The sequence below is a fragment of the Microbulbifer maximicatervae (SeqCode) genome, assembly GCF_056232625.1.
In genome coordinates, this window is record NZ_CP174324.1 from 3,056,249 (window position 1) to 3,077,527 (window position 21,279).

A 21,279-nucleotide genomic window follows, 5' to 3' on the forward strand; every position below is an offset into this window, starting at 1 on the left:
TTAACCGGCGCCCTGCAAATCACGGGCACCGGTTAATTTAAGGCTCAGTCCTGAAACAAGAGTTCCAGTGGGTAGCCGGTAAAAGGCTTGGTTTTCTCAATCACCAAATGAGAAGTCATACGGGAAATCGCCGCCTCTTCATTGGCCAACAACTGCTCTGAGACTCGATTAAAATCTGCTGCGTCCGGGCAGACGAAATGCAGCATATAGTCGAACTCACCAGACATCTTCACACAGGAAACAATCTGTGGAATATCGCTAATAATGCGGCGAAAGTTCTCACTGGTACGGGCATCCTGCCGCTTAAGCGCAACGTTTACATAAAACTCTGCATGCCGAACTTTATCCAGGTTTATCTCGGCAAAGAACTCGCGGATATAGCGCTCACTGGTCAGGCGTTTAACCCGGGCCAGGCAGGCACTTTCCGATAATCCAATTTTTTCACTCAAATTCAGGTTACTTGTACGTGCGTTTGATTGCAGGGCCTGCAAAATACGCAAATTATGCCGGTCAATTTTCACGGAGCTATTTTCTTTTGAATCTGAAAGGGGGCAAGGATAGCGGTATTCGCCGGTGGCATAAACATTACAGCCACCGGCATGGGAAACTTGTCATCACTTCAAAAGCGAATTTGGCGACAACCAGCCTCCCGGCAAAGGCCTAACCGGCCTGGCGGTTACCACTGGTGACGAACTGTTCAATGCGATCCAAGGCCCGCGACAACTCGGCCTCATCAGCCGCCAGGGTGAGGCGAACATGATTCACTGAACTGCTACCAAAGGGCGCGCCAGGCAGTACCGAGACCCGCTCAGCATCCAAAAGGGCTTCAGCGAAGGTTTGCCCGGAGCTGGATACCTTGGAGACATCCACCATAACAAACATCCCAGCCTCAGGGCTGTAGCAACTCAAGCCAGGTATCTGGCCAATCCTCTCAACAATCAGGTCTCGACGCTGCTGATAGGCATCCCGCATCTGCTTCACGAAGTAGCTATCAAACTCCAGGGCAAAGGCTGCAGCCTCCTGGATGAACTGAGGGCATCCAAAAATTGTCGCCCCTGCAAAAGCAATCAAACGATCTACCAGGGGACCACGAGCCACTGCCCACCCCAGGCGCCAGCCACTCATGGCGTGGGATTTGGACAAGCCATCAACCACAACAATATTATCCAGCGACTCCGCTGCCGTACGCAGAGAGGTGTGGCGGCGGGCAAAGGTGATCATTGAATAAACTTCATCACACACCAGCCAAATATTGCGCTCGCGGCAGTATGCCGCCAACTCGCGCAATTGTTCAGGGGTAGCCATCGCGCCAGTCGGGTTTACCGGCGTATTGATCATAACGACCTTGGTCTGCTCACTGATGGAGGCCTTGATAGCGTCGACATCAAAAGCAAAATTAGTCTCCGCCAGGCAGGTGACCCGTTTTACGGAGAGGCGCAAGGCATCACAAATGGGGACATAGCCGATATACATCGGCTCGGGAATTACAATCTCCTCACCGGGGTTTAGCAGGCAGGCAAGTACTGCGTAGATTGCGTTGGTTCCACCGGGGAAAACAACAACATCATCCGGATTACAGGGATGGGGGGAGACCTTGCTCTCGATATCCGCGATAGCCCTGCGCAACATTGGCTCCCCGGCGGCAGGGGAATAGTGGGTGCGCCCCACTCCCAGGCGAGCGCGGGCAAAGTCGAGGATCGGTTCGGGGGTGTCAAAGTTGGGATCACCAACGCAGAGAAAGATAACGTCCTCCCCTTTATTGGCAAGCTCGTGAGCCCGGTCACTCACAGCCCAAACATTGGCGTCCTCACCATTCAAAGCCTCACTTTGCAAGCTGAACCTGGGGGTAAAATTTGTCACGTTTTTCACTATTTAGCAGCCATTTATAGGGGCTAAGGTAACAACCATCTGGGTAATCGGTGCCGCTATATGACCGTCAATTTCGCATTAGAGGGAGCTTTTCTCAGGTATTCCCGCAGATAATGCGGCGGCCAGTGTGTTCGCGTGGATCGCGACTAGAAATAGATTTTTAGTCTCAGTTACTCAGGTCGATCCTGGCGCCCCAGAGAGAGCGAGTAATGAGTAAAACTTAAGCAAGGTATCACCCCATCCCACTGCAATTGAATACTATTAACCGGAGCCAGGAAAATCCCAGGGCTATAGACAAAGCTTCATTACGATATTCTTTTTTGACATCCCCTCCGCGCCCCATACCCCCTTTCACCTGGCTCGCAGCAATCTCCCTCAAGTTTTCGCTGTATTTAGATTAACTTTAATCTTCAAAGATAGAGGGCAAGCTCCAATCCCGGTATAGGTGCAAAGCTGGCCCCTTAGCGCCTCTGGATATACTTAATGTTAACCAGCTTTGGGCTTCGGAGACTATCTATTACGACTTGATTGCGTGTTATCGTTAACACCTGAAAACCAATAAGTAAATATAAATCATGGATAAGATGAAACAATTACTAACCTAACTTTTGCTCTCCTGTTCACTTACGGCAATCGGCACTGAAATTTCTCAGGAAAGGAAGTTGGAGCTTATTAATTATATCGAGAAAAAGATCGCCTCCAACTATGTCCTGCAAGAAAACCTGGAAGCGACTCACTCTTCATTAGATAAAATAGCAATCCCTATCGCCAAGGCAGTTAATCCGATTACCAAAGCTAACTGGGAGGGGACTGGTGTAAAACCAGATATCGAGACATCCCGGGAGAAAGCATTTCCAACAGCCTATAGACTCCTCTTACAAGAAACCAAAGCCTCTACTGCATACCCGGAACATTTAAAAGAAATTCAACAAAAACTGCAGGATCTCGGAACTCTCTAGATTACCTGCAGTCCTCACCAAAACAAATTGATATATTTATCAGGGAAGACAAGTAATTACCAAGTATTTCTTCCCTGATAGAATCAACAATCAATAAAATAAAAATACGAATGAGATATCACAACTTGTTTAAATCTTATACATATCTGAGGACTTCTCGGAACGCTTTAACCCCCACAGATGAGCATCTAAAGCCCATATCGAATATATAGTTTTAGTCTATATCCTGGTGCACCAACCAAATGGAGCAATACTGCCATTTTCATAAAGAGTAAAGCTATTGACAAATGCCTTGAGAAAGTAGAATGCCGCCACTCCTAACCGGAACCAAATGCACAAGTATTTTTTCAGGGAATTATACGAGATTTAGCTTCTCAGCAATATAAACTAGCAAATTAATATCAACCCATGTGCTACCGGATAAAAACTAGAACTTCAGATAAACTCAGCTCTTACCCTTCCCTGAGAATTTTCATCAAGGATGGGTTTGACTATTAATCGACGAACTGTATTAATATAAGACAATTCACTCAAATACTACGCAAGTACCACCACTCCTCTTTCGAGGAGAAAATTTCAGAGATTTTGTAGTACCCACATTACATAGCGATAGGACTTATATAAAATATGAAGTTTATCCAAACCAGATTACAAGGGGTTATTTTTAGACTCAAAAGGCTGGCCATCCAAGTCAGTCTACTTTTATCTCTATACCTAGCACTAGCTTATATATTTAAAGCCCCCCAAAAGACGGAAGTCCTAGAAATGTACCTACTAGGATTAGGCCTAATCCCAGTCCTGACCACACTCTGGCTTATAATATTTAACTCAGGAAAAGGAAAGGTAGATGAGTATAGCCTTGAGTTCACAGATACTCACATCATTTATAGATCACTCTATGGCAATATAATCATTCCAATGTCAGATAAACTTTCAATTAAAACACACGGCAATCCACCTAAGTCCATTTCCATAACAGGACACAACCACTCAGCCCATGTTGATTTAAACCTATTTTCACCACAACAGAGAAAGGAAATTCTTAAGCAATGTTATTTACTAAAAAATAGCTATCAAGGTTAACCTTAAACACCACTTTCACGATCTAAAGCCATAACTGTATAAACCCATCAAGGCTTACACCTCTCAATCACAAGCAGTTGACTTTTATCATACACCTTAGAATCAGCTCTCAGATGGTTAGTATATTCTATCAACTCCCCTAGAGTACTTACAAAAATCCTTTTTACTCTTAGATTTACATTTTTATAATCATCAACAGATTGGAAAACCCCACGTTCAAAATCAGAAAAAGCTCTCTTTAAATCTGAACTTGAAATACTCTGGGCCATTCGTACCCCTGAGAGAGTTACAATATAGGTACCTTCATCATACTGGCCAATATATAGGGAGCTACATTTAATGGCCCCATTCTCTATATCGTAAAACCCCTCCTCCATATCTAAAAACTGTTTGTAATCACCAAGAATTACTTCAACCTCATTACAAATATTGTGCTCTATTAGAGACAACAAATCTAATTCTTTCTTATCAATCCCTTGTGTAACAAGCCCATACTCAATTACTGAGCAAAACTTCGCTGCCTCTTCTTTATGGGTTAAAGACAGTTCTCCATCACTCCCCACTTGAATAGAAAAGGAGAAACTAAACTGGTTTAGAAAATCCACTTTCGACAGGAGATGGGAGTTTCCTTGAAACGAGGTTAACCAGGTGCCAAATGCATTAGGATACTCAACCAAGTAGATACCCGGTTCCACTTCTACCAAATCAAGTATATAGCTACTATCGATTGGCTGCCGCTCTGAAGGGGAGCCTGACTTCATTTTAAATACGTCTTTTCTTCGTACTTCAAATTTTTGTGAAAACACTCAAATAAAATCTCTTATTAACTTAATATCCGCATCAAGATGCTTGCAAGACCATATAGTAAACCACCAGATAGCGTAGACATTTACCCGTGGCAACCAACAACAAAAACCAAACCAAGCGAATTCTTAGAATACCAGCCATTACAGTAAGGGGATCACCAATAATGGGCACCCAGGAAAAAAACAGGGAGAATACCCCATATTTTTTAAATCTCTGTTCAGTCTTTACAAATTCCTCTTCAGACATTCTTAACCATTTCTTGATCACACCCAAACTGGCCCAGTAGCCTAATGCATAATTGAGAAGAGAGCCCGCTACATTCCCAGTAGTGGCGACTATTATCAGGATCCAAGGGGAGAGCCCCTGGAGCAATAGACCAGTCATTACAATTTCTGAGCTTAGCGGCAGAATGGTCGCTGCCAGGAATGCTGATACGAAAAGCCCCAAAAATCCAAACTCAAGAAAGTACCCCATAATGACGACTCATACCTAGCTAAACTCGGTATTCCTTCTATCTATACTTATAATTGCGCCACTATAATCGAAAAAGGGGGACATCCCAACAACCCGCCTCGTCAGTGATAGCGATACTAGCCACAAGCCTCTACTTTTTATATTCACCCTTGTTAACACACTTTAGAATTCATAACCTTACCCAGACTTACTTAGGCCCAAGTACAGACCCGCTCATCCGAAGTAGAAATCAGTGTCCACCCCATAATCCTCCAGCCACCTTCCAGTTTTGCTATCGACAAGATATTGCAGGTAGCTTTCCTATTCCTTTCTTTTGATTTGGATCGCTGAAAAACAACAAGCGATGTTGCTGAGCCATCTTTTGAAGCATAAATTTTCTCTATATATAATCCGGAAAATGGATATGTCTCTAGATCCATAGTTTTACGCAGCTGGCCGATAATTACGGGGATTAAATCGGGATGATTAGACAACCCCGGCTGCTCACCGATAAAAAATAAAGGGGATTGAGCAAAGTACTTCTTCAAACTACTCGGCGGAGATGAACTATTAAATGCGCTGTAAAAATTTTTAATAAGATCAGAGACTTCACTGCGCGAGCTTGCATAGATCTCAGATGAAAAGACAATAAATACGACAACCAACAGCGCCATAGCAATTTTCATGGCTACCACTTCCTATTTTAAGGAGTTTCTAAGTAACTCTGCAATTAGAGGGGACTGACTAAAGGTTGAAGTATAGTTATGCTATTAATTCGCATGGACTAAAGAAGGAAATCTGACAATCACCAGACGGAGTTATCCTGTGCCAGAGGTAATAGTGGAGAGAAGTATTTACTGCCCTTATTGTGGTGAAATCATAAAAATACTGGTTGATTCATCAGTTTTGCCTCAACAGTACACTGAGGACTGCCAAGTTTGCTGTAGACCTATCGTTTTCTCTGTGGAACTCGATTTAAATGGTGAGCTATCTGTCGCAGCTCATACTGAGGATGAAGCGCTCTAAGCCGCATTGTCGCGCACAAATTCACTTCAAGTTGGCAAAAACCTCTATGGCTCGCTTCCGTCCAGCCCCCACATCGCAAATCACTTGAGGATAGCCTTGAGTCGGCGGTGGATCGTGTATGGCTTTGTCGCTCAGCTCCTTTAGCTCAGGTACAAATTTTCGAATAAAATCTCCATTGGGATCAAAACGTTGCGACTGACTATAAGGATTAAATACACGAAAATAGGGTGCAGCATCAGTACCCGTGGAGGCAGTCCACTGCCAGCCCCCATTGTTGGAAGCAAAGTCTGCATCAATTAAGCGCTGCATAAAGTAGCGCTCACCCCAGCGCCAATCTATCAGCATATTTTTACTGAGAAATGAAGCTACTATCATACGCAATCGATTATGCATCCAGGCAGTCTCATTTAACTGTCGCATCGCTGCATCAACTATCGGAACCCCAGTCTCCCCCAAAGTCCAACGCTCAAACTGACCCTTATTGTAGGACCAGGGAATTTGGTCAGTTTCCTGCTTGAATGGCCTCCCTTTACTCAGACGGGGAAAGTCCACCAACAAATGGGTATAAAACTCCCGCCAGATCAATTCGCTGATCCAACAGGCCGCCCCATCATCTCCACCCAGCCAACGTCCCTCATTCATATCCAACGCCATAGCTATACATTGGCGAATCGAAACAGCACCACTATTTAGGTAGGGGGATAAGCAGGAGGTACTATCGAGTGCTGGAAAGTCTCTCTCTGCCTGATACGCAGATATTTTTCCACTGAACTTCTTGAGCCGTTTCAGTGCCGCCTTTTCTCCTGCTTGCCAACCTTTAATCAGGCCTGCATCGTCGATCTTATCTATCGAGTATGTCGACAGTTGCGCTGGAATCTTTTGGCTTAATTTCTGCCCTTCAGATAAAGAAAGCCACTTTGGCCAATGTGCTCCATTTTCCCGGGTAGAAATTTTCCGAGGCTTAGGCAAGGTTTTTACTTCACTATCGGCACACAATTGAATCAGTGCTCGCTTGAAGGGGGTAAACACCTTGTAGGGTTCCCCTCCGCCGGTTCTTACTGCTCCCGGTGGAAGCAGGGTGCGATCACTGTAGAACTGAACCTGAACCCCCTCATTTGTCAGTAAATCTTTTACTGCATTATCACGGCGAAACTCATTGAGTGGATATTCAGCATTCGCATAGAGAGCATTGATATTCAGGCGCTCAACTATTTGCTGAAGAACCCCTGGAACCTGAGCAAAAGTAGGAACTTCAACGAAGTACAGCGGTATATTGCGCTCCTCTAATCCATCTTGTAATTCACGCAAACAGGCGATACGAAAAGCCACCAGCGGATTGCCTTCATCCTGGCTCTGCCAGGTATCCGGACAGGCAATAAATACAGCAGCCACCTCCTTACATTGCATACTGGCTTGGTAAAGTGCTGAATTATCATTGAGGCGTAAGTCACTGCGTAGCCATACCAGGCCACGCGGCAAAGTCACTGGGCGACTCATAGCTTTAAAGACTCCCGCAATTGTGTAACTGCACTCTCTGTATTTCCGGCAAGTACTTTTGTTAAAGGGAGTCGGTTCAGTTCAGTCAAAGCCAAACGCTGCACCTCAATAAAATCACCCGCAAGCCACAGAGGATCAGTCATCCCCTGAACAGCACTTGGTAGCTCACGCTCAAGAATATTTTTGGGCAGAGCCTTGTGGCTATAGCAAAGCACTCCCTGAGCATTCAGTTTTTTGACTGTACTTCCCAGCTCCAATAATCCCACAGGATAAGCCAGGGTACCGACCTCTATTCCTGCGGCAAGGAGTACCGCAATAAACATCTGTATAAATGCCTGTTGGCCCTGAACGCCAATTTCCAGTAAAAGAACACGGGGCTTCGCCAGGGACTTGTCTTTGTCCAGGTTTTTCCTGGCCATACCATTAGCCAGAAGTAGCTGTTCATTTAACAGAGGCCAGAAGAATGTCTGCGCTCCATGGGCTTCAGGTAGGCGAAATCGCTCAAGCCGCACATGCAAAGGTTTCAACCAGTGCTCCAATAGCAAAGCGGCAGGGAATGAGGAAAACCACTGATCGAGACGGCGGCGCAGCTGGGGTTCCGCAAAGTCTCTGAGAAGACTGGAGGTTTCATCCAGCATCGCCTGCCAATTGTTTTTTCCATCGCCTGTAGTCGCTGGCAACCCCAATTTGTCCTGCTCTCGCGCTAACAAGTTTCGCACTTGACCAATGGAAACGCCCCTGGCGAGGCATTGCAGGACCTTTTCGATCTGCTCGACTTCCTCTTCACTATAAAGGCGATGCCCTTTGCTGGTGCGCATGGGTTTTAGTAAACCATAGCGCCGCTCCCAGGCCCGCAAGGTCACAGGGTGCACCCCGGTCCTTCGGGCTATCTCTCGAATCGGAAAATAGTTTTTTTCAACAACTTCTGGGTCGGACATGACGCTCATTATCGAAATTCACATAAACCTAATTCAGCCGGCTCGGCAGCGAGCAAGACCTGGCTGTGGATAAAGTGGTGTGGGCTTCTCGGCAAGTAATGACGGAGCATAGTAAGCACCGCCGAAATCGGTTTATGCCCTTGCCGGTACTCCTCGATAAGCTGGGCCAGCTCAGCCCGCTCTTCCCGGCTTAAATAGCCCTTTAAATGCCCCTGGCTGTGCATCAGTGCATTGGTTCGATCCTTGCGCGATGCATGTTGGGAGAGAATATCCATAATTCGCCCACGAATTTCATAAGCGAACTCTTCGGGGGTCACCGCACGAGAGTTGGAAACAAACTGACCCAAGGCACGGGTCAGAGACTGGCTATGGGCTAGCAAGAGGTACTTATAAGCGGTGTAAAACTCAATAACTTTAGCGGGTCGAGGATCCGGCGATACATAGCGATGCCAGGCATCGTAAGCAAATACTCGGGTTAAAAAGTTCTCGCGAATATCGCTGGCATTCAGTCGCCCTACTTCCTCCATAGGGAGGTGGGGGAAATTCTCTCTCACACGTGCAGCAAATAGACCTGCCGAATGCGCCAGTACACCGCGACCATCTTCTTTGTAATGGGGGGTAGTACGCACACCGCAGCTGGGAGACTTTTGCATCAGGATAAAACCGCGCAACTGCTCGACCTCCGGACTTATCTCGTCTGCGTAAGCTTCAAGGTCCTCTGTCACATCGATATTGGTGTCATCGCGCCCAACTGCGCGCAGGCGATCACTGACAATCAGGTGAATTGGCGGGCGGGGCACTCCCAAGCCTATTGCCACTTCCGGGCAGTAAGCTTGCAGATCAAAGCAATTACCCAGCAGCTGAGTGCAGACTTTGCTGTGCTTATGGCTACCGTTATATCGAACTGGATCACCCACGGCACAGCGGCTGATACCAACGGGAATCTTATGCGGCAGGAATTGAATATTCATAGTCACAAAGTGTGCAGGTAATGGCCTACCTTTTTTATAGCCTGCCACTAAAACTTATACAAGATCTGCTCTTGTATAAGTTTTTGAAAGTCTCTAACAAGGTAACCGTGGCTTGCGCAAATGCAAACCAAAGCTACAATGCAAAGCCGCGTTCATTCCGAGATTTAGCGCTGCGCGCACTCTTATCGCCAGTCCCCGGTCTGCGATGCGGCCCATACCTCCCGGAAAGTACGGATTAGCTCATGATTCCAGCATTGCGCGAAGTCGACGAGGTTCAGGCGCTCTATTTGCAGTTCTTGCAGGAACTGAAGGACGCAGGTTTCCGTGGCGATACCACCCCCAGTTATGCCAGCCGCACGGTTCTGGCTACCGATAATTCGATATACCAGGTCCTCCCTCAGGCCGTTGTTTATCCCCGCGACAATCGCGACTTGCAGCTGCTCGCCGAGCTGGCTGACAGGGAGGAGTTTCACTCGGTAGTGCTATCCCCCCGTGGCGGTGGTACCGGCACAAACGGCCAGTCCCTGACCGATGGACTGGTTGTGGATATCTCCCGCCATATGAACCAGATCCTCGAAATCAATGTTAAGAAGCGCTGGGTCCGGGTACAGGCCGGTGTGGTCAAAGATCAACTGAATGCAGCACTCAAACCCCACGGCCTCTTTTTTGCTCCGGAGCTTTCCACCAGTAACCGAGCCACCATTGGCGGCATGATCAATACCGATGCCTCGGGCCAGGGTTCATGTGTCTACGGCAAAACCCGCGATCACGTGCTGGAGTTACACACGGTATTATTGGGCGGTGAGGTTTGGCACTCGGCCCCGATCGACGATGAGGAGCTGGCACAAGTTAGTGTCGGGGATAAACGCTCTGCGCAGGTTCACCAAGTCTGTGATTCTATCGCGCGTACAAAAGCAGAATTAATCACAGCAAAGTTTCCCAAGCTGAACCGCTGCCTCACCGGCTACGACCTGGCTCATATTCGCGACGACAAAGGCTTTAACCTCAATAGTGTTCTCTGTGGCTCAGAGGGAACCCTGGGTTTTATCGCCGAGGCAAAACTCAACCTGTTGCCAATTCCCAAATGTGTCGCCCTAGTCAATTTAAAGTACGACCATTTTCAAGAGGCGCTACGCGACGCCAAAGACCTGATGCTGGCCGGTCCCATGTCTATCGAGACAGTGGACAGCAAAGTGTTGCAGCTGGCGATGGAAGATATCGTCTGGCACAGCGTCAGTGAATTTTTCCCAGCGGACGATCGCCCGGTCAAGGGCATTAATTTAGTCGAGTACGCCGCCGATAGCGAAGAGGAATTGGAGCAGGCACTAGCCCAATTTACCGCTCATATTGATGAAGCTATTGGCCAAGCAGGTAAAAGTTTCGGTTATTCCATTGCCCGAGGGCACGCCGAGGTCAATCGAATCTGGGCCATGCGCAAACGGGCCGTGGGCTTACTGGGGAATGCCCAGGGAGAAAAACGCCCAATTCCCTTTGTCGAAGACACGGCAGTACCACCGGAAAACCTGGCGGATTTTATCGCTGAGTTCCGCGCGGTATTGGATGAGGCCAATCTCGACTACGGTATGTTTGGCCATGTCGATGCGGGCGTGCTGCACGTGCGTCCGGCAATTGATATGAAAGACCCCCAGCAAGCCGCACAAATTCGTCCGATCACCGATCAGGTAGTCTCCCTCACACAGAAATATAAGGGCCTTTTGTGGGGGGAGCATGGGAAAGGTGTCAGGTCTGAATACGCACCAGAATTTTTTGGCGAGCTCTACCCAGAGCTGCAAAAAATCAAAGCCGCCTTCGATCCTCGCAACCAACTCAATCCGGGGAAAATAGCTACCCCCAGTGATGACAGCCAGCTGCTGAAAATTGACGAGGTATCCACCCGAGGCGAGCGGGACCGGCAAATTCCCGCCCAGGTCTGGGAGGGCTATGAGGAAGGTGTGCACTGCAACGGCAATGGCGCTTGCTTTAACTGGAACCCCGACGATGCCATGTGCCCTTCCTACAAGGCCACTCGCAACCGTATTCACTCTCCCAAAGGGCGCGCCTCTTTAATGCGCGAATGGCTGCGATTGCTCAGCGAAAAAAATGTTGATGCGGTCTCCAGTGCCCAGCGCCTGCGGGAACGCTCCTTTTTTGTCGGACTCCCCAAGCGCATCATCAATTCCCTGGCAAAAACCCGGGGTGAGTACGATTTCAACCACGAAGTTAACGAGGCGATGCAAGGCTGCCTGGCCTGTAAATCCTGTGTAGGGCAGTGCCCGATAAAAGTGGATGTGCCGGAGTTTCGCAGCAAATTCCTTGAACTCTACTACAGCCGCTATTTGCGTCCGCTAAAAGATTACGCCGTCGGTGGGCTGGAATTCCTGATGCCACACCTGGCCAAGCTACCCCAGTTATACAACTGGCCACTAAAACTCAAGCCAGTTTCCTTCCTGATGGAGCGCCTGTTCGGCATGGTGGACAGCCCGCTGTTATCGGAAAAAACTTTGAAAGCGACTATGGCGGAGCTGGGTGTGCCTGTCGCCAGTGCGGCCTGCCTGGAGTCCCTGGGTCCGGCACAGCGCAGTCGCGCAGTGGTGATAGTGCAGGATGCTTTTACCAGTTACTTCGATGCCCAAGTGGTTGCCGACATCGTGCGCTTGTTAAAGCAGCTCGATTTTGTCCCCATGCTGGCGCCCTACCGCGCCAACGGCAAACCCCTGCATGTGCACGGTTTCCTGCGCCAGTTCCAGAGGGTCGCTGAATTAAACAGCCAGATGCTTAACGACCTCGCCGCCAGCGGTATACCCCTTGTGGGCATCGACCCCTCAATGACCCTGACTTATCGCTCGGAATATAAAAAGCTGATGGGCGATGAGGCCCCCAAGGTCCAGTTGTTACAGGAATGGCTGGCTTCCCAGCGGGAGCACCTGGAACAACAGCGCCACCGCATAGAGCCCGCCAGCTTCCAGCTTCTACCCCATTGCAGTGAACAAACCAATGCCACCGCCTCGGTGAAAGACTGGAAAAATGTTTTCACTGCCCTGGGCCTGGAACTCGCTACCGAAAGCCTCGGCTGTTGCGGTATGGCCGGTACCTATGGCCACGAAGCAGATCACAAAGAGACCTCACGAGTCATTTTCCAGCAATCCTGGGCGCCCCGATTGAACAGTAGCGAAAACCAGTTGGCCACCGGCTATTCCTGTCGTTGCCAGGCCAATCGCTTTGCAGGCGTATCCTTGCGCCATCCGCTACAGGGGCTACTGGCACAACTGGATAAATAGGCATTTACTGACGTAAGGGGCCCATATCTCCGGGTCTCTTACTGTCCACCCAAAGTAGCCTGCGGGAAGTGCCTATGCACAAACATCTCTCAAACCTGCTCATGCTGTTTTACGCACTGCTTGGCATCGCCGTATTGCTAGCAGCAATATCCATAAGCTCAAACTCCGGGAAACAACAATTAGGGCACCATCTATCCCAGGCCCAACACTCCCTGGCATTGGTTACTGAGGCTGAAACCTACGCCCGCACGGGCAACTACGCCGACGCACTGCCACTTTACGAAAAGGCCATCTCCTCACTGTCCGACTATCCGGATCAACAACAGGCCCTGCGCTACCGCTACGGCATTGTGCTCAATGCATTTAGCGCCCAAGCGCGACCTGACCTCTACCCCCTTGCCCGCGCACAGTTCGAATCGGTCCTCAATTACCTGGATGCCGGCGCGGTGCTACCGCAGTCCACCGCAAGAGTGCGGTCGGCCATGGCACACACTTACCATCAGCAAGCAGCAACGGAGAAAGAGCACACTCAGCGAGCTCATCTTTTACGCTCGGCTTACCTTCTATATAAGAGTGCAATCCAAGGCCTGCGCGAACAGGCGGAATGGCAGAACCTTGCCATCACCTATTTCAACCTGGGGCAAGTCTGTGAATGGCAGGGAAACCTGGAGGAAGCCATCATCTGGTTGGAAAAAACGGTGAAGCTGGACATGCAGCACAAGCTGCCGGACCTCCAGGAAGACAGTGACTACTTATCCGCACTGCGCAGCCAGGTGGAACCGATACTGGAAAACCCCGAAACCGCGCTGTAAGTACTGGGGATTCCCTGCACTTTTTAATGTGACGCACCGGTTTTTCCGCTAAAACCTGCTGTTTTTTGTCATATCAGCAATATATGGAGAATAAGTCACAAATAATTTATAAGGAATTTTTTACTGTTCCAGTCATGCTAAGCAATGTCCTCCACCACTCCTAGCACGACTCTTTAGAATGACATCGCTGTCACGCAATTTTTCTCTTTTGAAACCATTTACCAAGGAGCTGGGTTCTATCCGGCCATTTCCTTCTGTACAAAATATATACAGCGCAATTTTATTGTTCTTTATATCTGAAAATTAAGCCATTTTTTTATTTTCTGTAAATAACCCGCCAATTCATACGGCTTTTTCTCGCTTTGCAGGAAAAAGTTGATACCTCAGGATTCGCCGGTAATATAGCCAGCGTTGATTAAATATTGATCAACGATTTCCAAACAAACTTGGAAATTTCACAAGCAGCCCTTGGCTTGTGACCATTTATGACCTGGAGGTAATGGGACATGATGAAACAGACTCTGCGAAATACTGCCTTTTTTATTGCTGCCTTGCTCGCTATCGGTGTAAGCGTTAATGCCTCAGCAGCACTTAAGAAAACCATGATTGTTGACGCAACTGCTTACAACTCTGTACCCGGACAAACTGACAGTGATCCCTGGGTAGCAGCTTGGAACAACCGCCTGCGCCCCGGTGACAAAATTATCGCCGTATCCCGTGACCTGGAAAAACACGGTCTGACTAACGGCGCCAAAGTTAAAATTGAAGGTCTGCCTGGCACCTATACCGTGCGCGACCGTATGAACAAGCGTTTTACTAACCGAATCGATGTTTGGATGGAGAAAGACATTAAGAAAGCCCGCGCCTGGGGCAAGAAAAAACTGAAGATTGTTTTTGAACCCGTAAAGTAATTAGACCTAATTTCAACAGAGCTTGTGACCCCGCCCTCCAGCGGGGTTTTTTTATTGTTAAAAGAATTTATATCCAATCCACCAAAAAGCAATCAGGGTTCCATCTCCATTAAAAACCCTTCTAGCTCTGTACAATTTGAATTTCCGATATAAAACAAGCTCGGCTGCTGGTTCTCGGTATAGCGATGTTTTAATCCATCCTCGCCAATTAATATTAAGTATTCTGATTTTACCCAGCGCTCACCCTCCCTGTATTCCGTTAGCCATAAAAGCGATGGCTGCCCCTCGTGACAGAGCCCATAAAACATGCGGGTTTTTTCCACCAGTTTCTTGGTCATGTAATCTAGATAGCGGCCGGGATAGGTATAGCGATCAGCCTCAATACCAATTTTCTCTGGGTTTATCCCCATATCGGCGCGGCCAACTCTCTGTATATAAATTGCCAGGTTCTCGTCGCAATCGAGACAATGGCGCCCGGCAACAATGGCATAGCCACTCAATTCGGAGATAAGTCGGGCTTCTTTTAGGTCAGTGGTGAGCAGCTGTCGATTGGAAAGGCGGATGCTCTCTGCGGATACCAGTGGACTTAATACAGTCACCAGCAGAATAAGGCAGCGCAGGTTCATGGGGAGGGTAACCGCAGGTTAGGTAGTACCGCCGGAGACCTGGATTCCACCATTGTCTCGCGGCGGCACTGTGATTGGGTGTGCTGTTACACAGTCGCGATTCCCTTCTCACATTAACCATAGCAGTTTGAACAAATGTCAGCCGACTTTTGCCACAACTCCCGCTGGGAATTGCCAGTCAGCCGATTCATTCTGAAGAGGGCTTACCAGCTGCCATCGGCTTCCTGAACTGGCCCAACAAAGGTAGCGATCCCCTCCTCTTTAAGAGCATCGAGCGCTTCATCCAGCGCTTCCCGCTCAGTCTCAAACGCGTCTTCCCAAACGGTTGAGTTGTTGTGTTCATCGACGATTTCAAGCAGCCAGCCGCCCTCACCATCTTCATAAATATCGATCTGGACGGAAACCTCGCCCTCCCGATAGATCTGGCTCAACTCCGACTCTTTCGGTGCAAACTCTTCGCCCATGGGATTCGCCTCGCTGTGACCTTGAAATTTCGGCCAGAACTTTGACAACTTGCGGCCCGACGGTCAACTACAAATCCCTTTTCTTGCAGATGCGGACCGCCTGCTTACTGTACGACAAGCTCCTTTTTTTGCGATAAAATGCGCGGCGATTTTTTCTGCTCCGGATTTGCGATCCGGCCCGCAACTGAGGAAGTACCATGAACCAATTTGTTGTCTGTGCACTGTATAAGTTCGTTACCCTTGAGAACTTTGAAACGCTTCGCGCCCCACTGCTGGAGGTGATGCAAGAAAACAGTGTTCGCGGCACCCTGCTGTTGGCCCAAGAGGGCATCAATGGCACTGTAGCCGGCTCCCGCGAAGGTATCGACGCGGTATTAGCCCATTTGAAGTCAGACGAGCGCCTCGCCAACCTGGACTACAAAGAGTCCATCACCCAGGCAATGCCCTTCCTGCGCAGCAAAGTGAAGCTAAAGAAAGAAATTGTCACCATGGGTGTAGAGGGCATTGATCCACTGCGCACCGTCGGCACCTATGTCAAACCCAAAGACTGGAATGCCCTGATCAGCGACCCAGAGGTTGTTGTCGTGGACACCCGCAATGACTATGAATTCCAGGTTGGTACTTTCAAGAATTCCATCAACCCAGAAACTGAAACTTTCCGCGAGTTCCCGCAGTACGTAAAAGAGAATATGGACCCGGCCAAGCACAAGAAGGTCGCCATGTTCTGCACCGGCGGTATCCGCTGCGAGAAGTCCACAGCCTATATGAAAGAGCAGGGCTTTGAAGAGGTATATCACCTCCACGGCGGTATTTTGAAATACCTGGAAGAAGTCCCAGCAGAAGAATCCCTGTGGGAAGGCGAGTGCTTTGTTTTCGATGAGCGGGTGACAGTCAACCACAACCTGGAACGCGGCAAATACGATCAATGCAATGCATGCCGCATGCCCATCACTGAGGAAGACCAGCAATCTCCCCTGTTCGAGCAGGGTGTAAGCTGCCCGCACTGCCACGACAAGGTGCCTGAAGCTGACCGAGCCCGTTTCCGCGAGCGCGAAAAGCAAATTCAGCTGGCCAAACAGCGCGGTGAAGTACACATTGGCCAGGACGCCCGCGCGCAAACCGTCTCCCGCCGCGAGCAAAAGAGAGAGGAGCGCCGCCGCCAGGCTGAAGCCCAACAGGCGCGCAACCAGCAGGCCTAACTCCTCCCCTAGAGAGCAAGAGGCTGAGGTACGACCTTTATCTGGGCTAGCCAGGCCTCTGCCTCAGCCTCCACAACGAACTCCCTAGAACTGAGCCTGCACAGGCAGGAGCCATGGCTGGGCAGCGGACAGGTCCAGCGCCCTCGCGGATGTAACACCGCGATAAATGCCCGTCGCAGTACAGGGTTCTCAGCAATAAAGTGAATAAATTTCTGGTGCTCCTCCAGTGTGGTTTTGCTGCGCGCATAACGCAGGTCGAGTAGTACACGTAGGGGCTTTCGGTGGCGATACTTTTCCACCAGTAGTGCAATGGCTTCTATTTTGTCCTTATACCCCACCGGACCAAAAAAAAGCACACGCGCTATTCCACCCGCCGGCCGATAGCTAATATGAAAATTCATTGATAACAGCACCCGTGCGCTTGTCTTTTTTATTTTTATCGACTACAGCTTCCGCAATGCCTCTTTTTATTGTCTTACCTGTATTGAAAACGCGAAATAAGGCAGACTTTTTTCTCGTACACTCCTGATATTTACTTCTATCTCAACGGCAATCCAACATCCGTATAAAGGGTTTGACGTTTGTCGGCGAAAATACTGCACCTGTAAACCCGTTTTAATACCCTCAGCCCCAACTGCATTTAATAAGCGACAAAAAACCTGCAAATACTGCCACCTAAAAATCATAAGCGGTCTATATCGCAAAAAAATATCGGCTTTATGATTTTTAAAACAATAAGTAACTAGTACGATCAAAATACCCCTGTTTTTTACCAGGTAATTCTGTGAAATATTTTGAAACTTCTAATTTACCCAGGGCGCGACAGAAATGGACTATCGCTAAAAGGAAATCTGTACCATAAAACAAGGAACAAACTAGTACGGCTTACTTCAATGAGGGACACCGGGCTGCATCAATATAAAAATATTGGAGCCCGGTAAAAACAGAAAAACAAAGAAAATTATTTCTTTGTGATCAATATCGCGAATGGGTTCAACTTATTTCGATTTCCGGCATATCGCTGTCATCACTGCTGTTTAACCAGATCTGGGCAGCAGCCTTGCGGGCAATTTCGCAATAAAAACCAGCAATTTCACTATCTGGATCGGAAATAACACTGGGCTGTCCGCTATCCACATCGGCGCGGATTTTCTGTGCCAGCGGAAGCTCACCCAGTAAATGGGTATCGTACTCTGCAGCGATTCGCTCACCGCCACCGGTACCGAAAATTGGCTCGCTGTGACCACACTTGGAACAAGTATGCAGCGCCATATTTTCCACAATACCCAACACAGGTACCGATACCTTGCGGAACATCTCCACGCCCTTAATGGCATCTTTTAGTGCCAGGTCTTGAGGGGTAGTTACAATTACCGCACCGGCCAAGGTAGTTTTCTGTGCCAGCGTCAATTGAATATCCCCAGTACCCGGGGGCATATCCACAACCAGGTAATCAAGCCCATCCCGACTTTCCCCCCACAGGGTTTGACTGAGAATCTGGTTGAGCGCGCCGCTGGCCATAGGCCCGCGCCATACCGCTGGGGTCTCCTCGGTCATCAGGTACCCCAGAGACATTGTCTCTATTCCATGGGCCTCTACCGGCACAAAGAATTTCTGTTCTTTCACATGCGGGCGCTGGTCTTCAGTTCCCAGCATGGTGGGCAGGCTCGGGCCGTAGATATCAGCATCCAACAAACCAACCCGGGCACCTTCCGCCGCCAGGGCCAGGGCCAGATTGACCGCAGTCGTGGACTTGCCAACCCCGCCTTTGCCCGACGCCACAGCAACAATGTTTTTTACCTTCGCCAAAGTCTCCGGCGCCCCGGAAGTCGGCGTAGCGGGAATATCGCTGAACAGCTCAAACTGCAACTTGGAGCCTTTGAGGGGCCCGGCTTTCAACAGCGGCTGACAGCTCTCCTCCACCCGCTGGAGCCAATCTGCCTCCTGGCTCGCACACGGATATCCCAGGGTAATCCCGGCGAAAACAGTTTCGTCCTCATACCCAACTTCAATTTCTGCGTCCAAATCATCCAGCGGCAAGCCACTGGCAGGATCATGCAACTGGCCGAGGCACTCCGCCAGTCGCTCCAGTTCAGCCTGAACTTCCTGTGACAGCTCGTCATGATCGTGATGATGATCGCTCACGGTATCTCCCTCTCAGCGCTTCTAGATTGGCTCGCATTGTGTCGGATGACGCGGCCTAACACCAGCCACAGCAGCCAAACAAGGATTCACATAAGCCAGCTTGATCCCTCCACGACATAGTGCAAATCTGCTATATTCCGCGGTCTTTTGACGATCTTCGGCCGACTCTCCGTGAGTCCCTGGCCGCAACCCCACAGCGATGGAAAAACCGATGTCCGATACGCGCAACATTCTCGTCACCAGCGCACTGCCCTATGCCAATGGCTCCCTACATCTGGGCCATGTGCTCGAATATATCCAAACCGATATTTGGGCCCGCTTCCAGCGTGCGCGCGGTAATAACTGCCTGTATATCTGTGCCGACGATGCTCACGGCACTGCAATTATGCTGAAGGCTGAACAACTGGGCCTGACCCCGGAACAGCATATCGCCAATATGCAGGCAGAACACGAGCGCGACTTCGCCGACTTCCTAATTGGTGTAGACAACTACCACTCCACCCATTCAGAGGAAAACCGCGAGCTGTCGGCAATGATCTACCGCCGCCTCAGCGAAAACGGCCACATCGCATCGCGCACTATTACCCAGGCTTTCGATCCAGAGAAACAGCTTTTCCTGGCGGATCGCTATATCAAGGGAACCTGCCCCCGCTGCAGCACGCCCGACCAGTATGGTGATAACTGTGAAGCCTGTGGCGCCACCTACAGCCCTACCGAACTGATCGATCCGGTATCAGCAATCTCCGGCGCCACTCCGATAGAAAAGGAGTCAGAGCACTTCTTCTTTACCCTGCCCGCATTCACCGAATACCTGCGCGAGTGGACCCGCTCCGGCACTCTCCAGGATGAAGTAGCCAACAAGCTGGCCGAATGGCTGGAAGAGGGCCTGCAAGAGTGGGATATTTCCCGCGACGCCCCTTACTTCGGTTTCGAAATTCCCGATGCGCCGGGCAAATATTTCTACGTGTGGCTCGACGCTCCCATTGGCTATATGGCCAGTCTCAAAAACTACTGCGACAGCAAAGGGCTGGACTGGCAGGAGTACTGGAAAAAAGACAGCGACGCCGAGGTCTACCATTTTATCGGCAAGGATATCGTCAACTTCCACGCACTCTTTTGGCCAGCCATGCTGGACTCAGCGGACTTCCGCACCCCCAACAAAGTTTGCGTACACGGCTTCCTTACCGTAAACGGCAAGAAGATGTCCAAGTCCCGCGGCACCTTTATCAATGCTCGCAACTACCTGGATCACTTGAGCCCTGAGTATTTGCGCTACTACTTCGCCGCCAAACTGACCGGTGGCGTCGATGACCTGGATCTGAACCTGGACGATTTTATCGCCAAGGTGAACTCTGACCTGGTGGGTAAAGTAGTCAATATCGCCTCTCGCACCGCCAAGTTTGTCAGCAAGTCCGGTGGCAAGCTGGCCGGCGAACTGGCCGACGAACAATTGTGGAACCAATTTGTAGAGGCGGCTCCACGAATTGCTGAATATTACGAGCAGCGAGAATACGCCCGCGCCATGCGCGACATTATGGCTCTGGCCGACGCCGCCAATGCCTGGATCGCCGACAAGGCTCCCTGGTCCCTGGCCAAGCAGGAGGGCACCGAAGCTGAGGTTCTGGCTATTTGCTCCCAGGGTGTGAATATGTTCCGCGCCCTGATCACCTGGCTCGCCCCGGTATTGCCCAACACTGCACAAAAAGCGGCGGAGTTCCTCAACAGTGAGCTGGATTGGAACAGCGCAACCAAACCGCTGACAGATCACGAAATCAAGAAGTTCAAGCCGCTGCTGCAACGGGTGGAGAAAACCCAGGTAGATGCAGTTATGGATGCGGCTGCGGAATCCCTGGCCCAGCTACAAGCGGAAACCAAAGCTGCTACCGGCCCTCTGGCGGAGGACCCCATTGCTGAGGAAATCCAGTTTGATGACTTCGCCAAAGTAGACTTGAGGATCGCCCTGATCGCCAAAGCTGAGCATGTTGAAGGCGCCGGTAAACTGCTGCGCTTAACCCTGGACCTGGGCGGCGAAACCCGCCAGGTATTTGCCGGTATTAAAAGCGCCTACGCCCCTGAAGACCTGGAAGGTAAGCACACCGTTATGGTCGCTAACCTGGCGCCGCGTAAAATGCGCTTTGGTGTCAGTGAGGGTATGGTTCTGGCAGCAGGTCCCGGAGGTAAGGACCTGTGGATACTGGAGCCCCACGAGGGCGCCAAACCCGGTATGCGCGTAATGTAATT

At 49.7% G+C, this 21,279-nt stretch carries 20 protein-coding genes; 8 read left to right on the plus strand and 12 right to left on the minus strand.

The annotated features are described in order from the left end of the window. Nucleotides 1-44 precede the first annotated feature (44 nt). Nucleotides 45-521 carry an Lrp/AsnC family transcriptional regulator gene (locus ACJJI6_RS13315; protein ID WP_108731811.1) on the minus strand — a complete coding sequence of 159 codons (477 nt, stop codon included), beginning with the start codon at nucleotides 519-521 and terminating at the stop codon, nucleotides 45-47. 139 nt (nucleotides 522-660) lie between these two features. Then, the gene (locus ACJJI6_RS13320; RefSeq protein WP_475710807.1) at nucleotides 661-1,860 is read right to left on the minus strand and encodes a pyridoxal phosphate-dependent aminotransferase; all 1,200 of its coding nucleotides are present in this window, start codon (nucleotides 1,858-1,860) and stop codon (nucleotides 661-663) included. 671 nt (nucleotides 1,861-2,531) lie between these two features. On the opposite strand from ACJJI6_RS13320, the gene ACJJI6_RS13325 reads away from it, so the two are divergent. Next, nucleotides 2,532-2,828 (plus strand): hypothetical protein, encoded by a 297-nt coding sequence (locus ACJJI6_RS13325; protein ID WP_475710809.1) that lies wholly within the window; start codon nucleotides 2,532-2,534, stop codon nucleotides 2,826-2,828. Between the two features lie 627 nt (nucleotides 2,829-3,455). Continuing rightward, nucleotides 3,456-3,911, plus strand: coding sequence for a hypothetical protein (locus tag ACJJI6_RS13330; protein WP_475710811.1), 456 nt, complete (start codon nucleotides 3,456-3,458; stop codon nucleotides 3,909-3,911). A gap of 47 nt (nucleotides 3,912-3,958) precedes the next feature. Here ACJJI6_RS13330 and ACJJI6_RS13335 read toward each other — a convergent pair whose 3' ends face one another. From ACJJI6_RS13335 to ACJJI6_RS13345, 3 genes are all read right to left on the minus strand, one after another. Further along, nucleotides 3,959-4,717 (minus strand): hypothetical protein, encoded by a 759-nt coding sequence (locus ACJJI6_RS13335; protein ID WP_475710812.1) that lies wholly within the window; start codon nucleotides 4,715-4,717, stop codon nucleotides 3,959-3,961. A 34-nt stretch (nucleotides 4,718-4,751) separates the two neighbouring features. Beyond that, complete coding sequence (locus ACJJI6_RS13340; RefSeq protein WP_475710813.1) at nucleotides 4,752-5,192, minus strand: YqaA family protein; 441 nt, start codon at nucleotides 5,190-5,192, stop codon at nucleotides 4,752-4,754. A 191-nt stretch (nucleotides 5,193-5,383) separates the two neighbouring features. After that, nucleotides 5,384-5,857, minus strand: coding sequence for a hypothetical protein (locus ACJJI6_RS13345; RefSeq protein ID WP_475710814.1), 474 nt, complete (start codon nucleotides 5,855-5,857; stop codon nucleotides 5,384-5,386). Nucleotides 5,858-6,011: 154 nt separating this feature from the next. On the opposite strand from ACJJI6_RS13345, the gene ACJJI6_RS13350 reads away from it, so the two are divergent. Beyond that, entirely contained in the window at nucleotides 6,012-6,197 is a 186-nt protein-coding gene (locus ACJJI6_RS13350; RefSeq protein ID WP_475713456.1) for a CPXCG motif-containing cysteine-rich protein, read from the plus strand. Nucleotides 6,198-6,218: 21 nt separating this feature from the next. Here ACJJI6_RS13350 and ACJJI6_RS13355 read toward each other — a convergent pair whose 3' ends face one another. The 3 genes from ACJJI6_RS13355 to ACJJI6_RS13365 are packed head-to-tail and all read right to left on the minus strand — an operon-like array spanning nucleotide 6,219 to nucleotide 9,603. After that, nucleotides 6,219-7,694, minus strand: coding sequence for a cryptochrome/photolyase family protein (locus ACJJI6_RS13355; protein WP_475710816.1), 1,476 nt, complete (start codon nucleotides 7,692-7,694; stop codon nucleotides 6,219-6,221). Further along, nucleotides 7,691-8,641, minus strand: coding sequence for a MerR family transcriptional regulator (locus ACJJI6_RS13360; protein ID WP_475710818.1), 951 nt, complete (start codon nucleotides 8,639-8,641; stop codon nucleotides 7,691-7,693). The genes ACJJI6_RS13355 and ACJJI6_RS13360 overlap by 4 nt, the downstream gene beginning before the upstream one ends. After that, nucleotides 8,641-9,603, minus strand: a complete 963-nt coding sequence (locus ACJJI6_RS13365; protein WP_475710820.1) for a YbgA family protein — start codon at nucleotides 9,601-9,603, stop codon at nucleotides 8,641-8,643. The genes ACJJI6_RS13360 and ACJJI6_RS13365 overlap by 1 nt, the downstream gene beginning before the upstream one ends. Nucleotides 9,604-9,845: 242 nt before the next feature. Between ACJJI6_RS13365 and ydiJ the strand changes: the two genes are divergently transcribed. The 3 genes from ydiJ (at nucleotide 9,846) to ACJJI6_RS13380 (ending at nucleotide 14,604) form a co-directional block, all read left to right on the plus strand. Then, the gene (ydiJ, locus tag ACJJI6_RS13370) at nucleotides 9,846-12,881 is read left to right on the plus strand and encodes a D-2-hydroxyglutarate dehydrogenase YdiJ (RefSeq protein ID WP_475710822.1); all 3,036 of its coding nucleotides are present in this window, start codon (nucleotides 9,846-9,848) and stop codon (nucleotides 12,879-12,881) included. A 74-nt stretch (nucleotides 12,882-12,955) separates the two neighbouring features. After that, entirely contained in the window at nucleotides 12,956-13,693 is a 738-nt protein-coding gene (locus tag ACJJI6_RS13375; protein ID WP_444934885.1) for a tetratricopeptide repeat protein, read from the plus strand. Nucleotides 13,694-14,199: 506 nt separating this feature from the next. Next, entirely contained in the window at nucleotides 14,200-14,604 is a 405-nt protein-coding gene (locus ACJJI6_RS13380; protein ID WP_238152122.1) for a 3D domain-containing protein, read from the plus strand. Nucleotides 14,605-14,696: 92 nt separating this feature from the next. Here ACJJI6_RS13380 and ACJJI6_RS13385 read toward each other — a convergent pair whose 3' ends face one another. Both ACJJI6_RS13385 and ACJJI6_RS13390 read right to left on the minus strand, forming a co-directional pair. Continuing rightward, a complete protein-coding gene (locus tag ACJJI6_RS13385; RefSeq protein WP_444934884.1) occupies nucleotides 14,697-15,230 on the minus strand; it encodes a hypothetical protein in 534 nt (177 codons plus the stop codon). A 203-nt stretch (nucleotides 15,231-15,433) separates the two neighbouring features. Then, nucleotides 15,434-15,694, minus strand: a complete 261-nt coding sequence (locus tag ACJJI6_RS13390; protein ID WP_108731798.1) for a hypothetical protein — start codon at nucleotides 15,692-15,694, stop codon at nucleotides 15,434-15,436. Between the two features lie 197 nt (nucleotides 15,695-15,891). Between ACJJI6_RS13390 and trhO the strand changes: the two genes are divergently transcribed. Then, nucleotides 15,892-16,893, plus strand: a complete 1,002-nt coding sequence (gene trhO / locus ACJJI6_RS13395) for an oxygen-dependent tRNA uridine(34) hydroxylase TrhO (protein ID WP_444892795.1) — start codon at nucleotides 15,892-15,894, stop codon at nucleotides 16,891-16,893. 8 nt (nucleotides 16,894-16,901) lie between these two features. On the opposite strand, the gene ACJJI6_RS13400 is transcribed toward trhO, so the two are convergent. After that, on the minus strand, nucleotides 16,902-17,294 hold the full coding sequence (locus ACJJI6_RS13400) for a hypothetical protein (RefSeq protein WP_282934259.1): 393 nt from the start codon (nucleotides 17,292-17,294) through the stop codon (nucleotides 16,902-16,904). Between the two features lie 592 nt (nucleotides 17,295-17,886). Then, entirely contained in the window at nucleotides 17,887-19,038 is a 1,152-nt protein-coding gene (apbC, locus tag ACJJI6_RS13405; RefSeq protein WP_444914753.1) for an iron-sulfur cluster carrier protein ApbC, read from the minus strand. A gap of 211 nt (nucleotides 19,039-19,249) precedes the next feature. On the opposite strand from apbC, the gene metG reads away from it, so the two are divergent. Continuing rightward, a complete protein-coding gene (gene metG / locus ACJJI6_RS13410; RefSeq protein ID WP_282934262.1) occupies nucleotides 19,250-21,277 on the plus strand; it encodes a methionine--tRNA ligase in 2,028 nt (675 codons plus the stop codon). Nucleotides 21,278-21,279 lie beyond the last annotated feature (2 nt).

Coding starts and splice junctions, on each gene's coding strand:
- ACJJI6_RS13360 (WP_475710818.1), bottom strand. CDS start 8,641: ATGAGCGTCATGTCCGACCCAGAAGTTGTTGAAAAAAACTATTTTCCG.
- ACJJI6_RS13390 (WP_108731798.1), bottom strand. CDS start 15,694: ATGGGCGAAGAGTTTGCACCGAAAGAGTCGGAGTTGAGCCAGATCTAT.
- ACJJI6_RS13400 (WP_282934259.1), bottom strand. CDS start 17,294: ATGAATTTTCATATTAGCTATCGGCCGGCGGGTGGAATAGCGCGTGTG.
- ACJJI6_RS13380 (WP_238152122.1), top strand. CDS start 14,200: ATGATGAAACAGACTCTGCGAAATACTGCCTTTTTTATTGCTGCCTTG.
- ACJJI6_RS13375 (WP_444934885.1), top strand. CDS start 12,956: ATGCACAAACATCTCTCAAACCTGCTCATGCTGTTTTACGCACTGCTT.
- ydiJ (WP_475710822.1), top strand. CDS start 9,846: ATGATTCCAGCATTGCGCGAAGTCGACGAGGTTCAGGCGCTCTATTTG.
- metG (WP_282934262.1), top strand. CDS start 19,250: ATGTCCGATACGCGCAACATTCTCGTCACCAGCGCACTGCCCTATGCC.
- ACJJI6_RS13330 (WP_475710811.1), top strand. CDS start 3,456: ATGAAGTTTATCCAAACCAGATTACAAGGGGTTATTTTTAGACTCAAA.
- trhO (WP_444892795.1), top strand. CDS start 15,892: ATGAACCAATTTGTTGTCTGTGCACTGTATAAGTTCGTTACCCTTGAG.
- ACJJI6_RS13345 (WP_475710814.1), bottom strand. CDS start 5,857: ATGAAAATTGCTATGGCGCTGTTGGTTGTCGTATTTATTGTCTTTTCA.
- ACJJI6_RS13340 (WP_475710813.1), bottom strand. CDS start 5,192: ATGGGGTACTTTCTTGAGTTTGGATTTTTGGGGCTTTTCGTATCAGCA.
- ACJJI6_RS13365 (WP_475710820.1), bottom strand. CDS start 9,603: ATGAATATTCAATTCCTGCCGCATAAGATTCCCGTTGGTATCAGCCGC.
- ACJJI6_RS13355 (WP_475710816.1), bottom strand. CDS start 7,694: ATGAGTCGCCCAGTGACTTTGCCGCGTGGCCTGGTATGGCTACGCAGT.
- ACJJI6_RS13385 (WP_444934884.1), bottom strand. CDS start 15,230: ATGAACCTGCGCTGCCTTATTCTGCTGGTGACTGTATTAAGTCCACTG.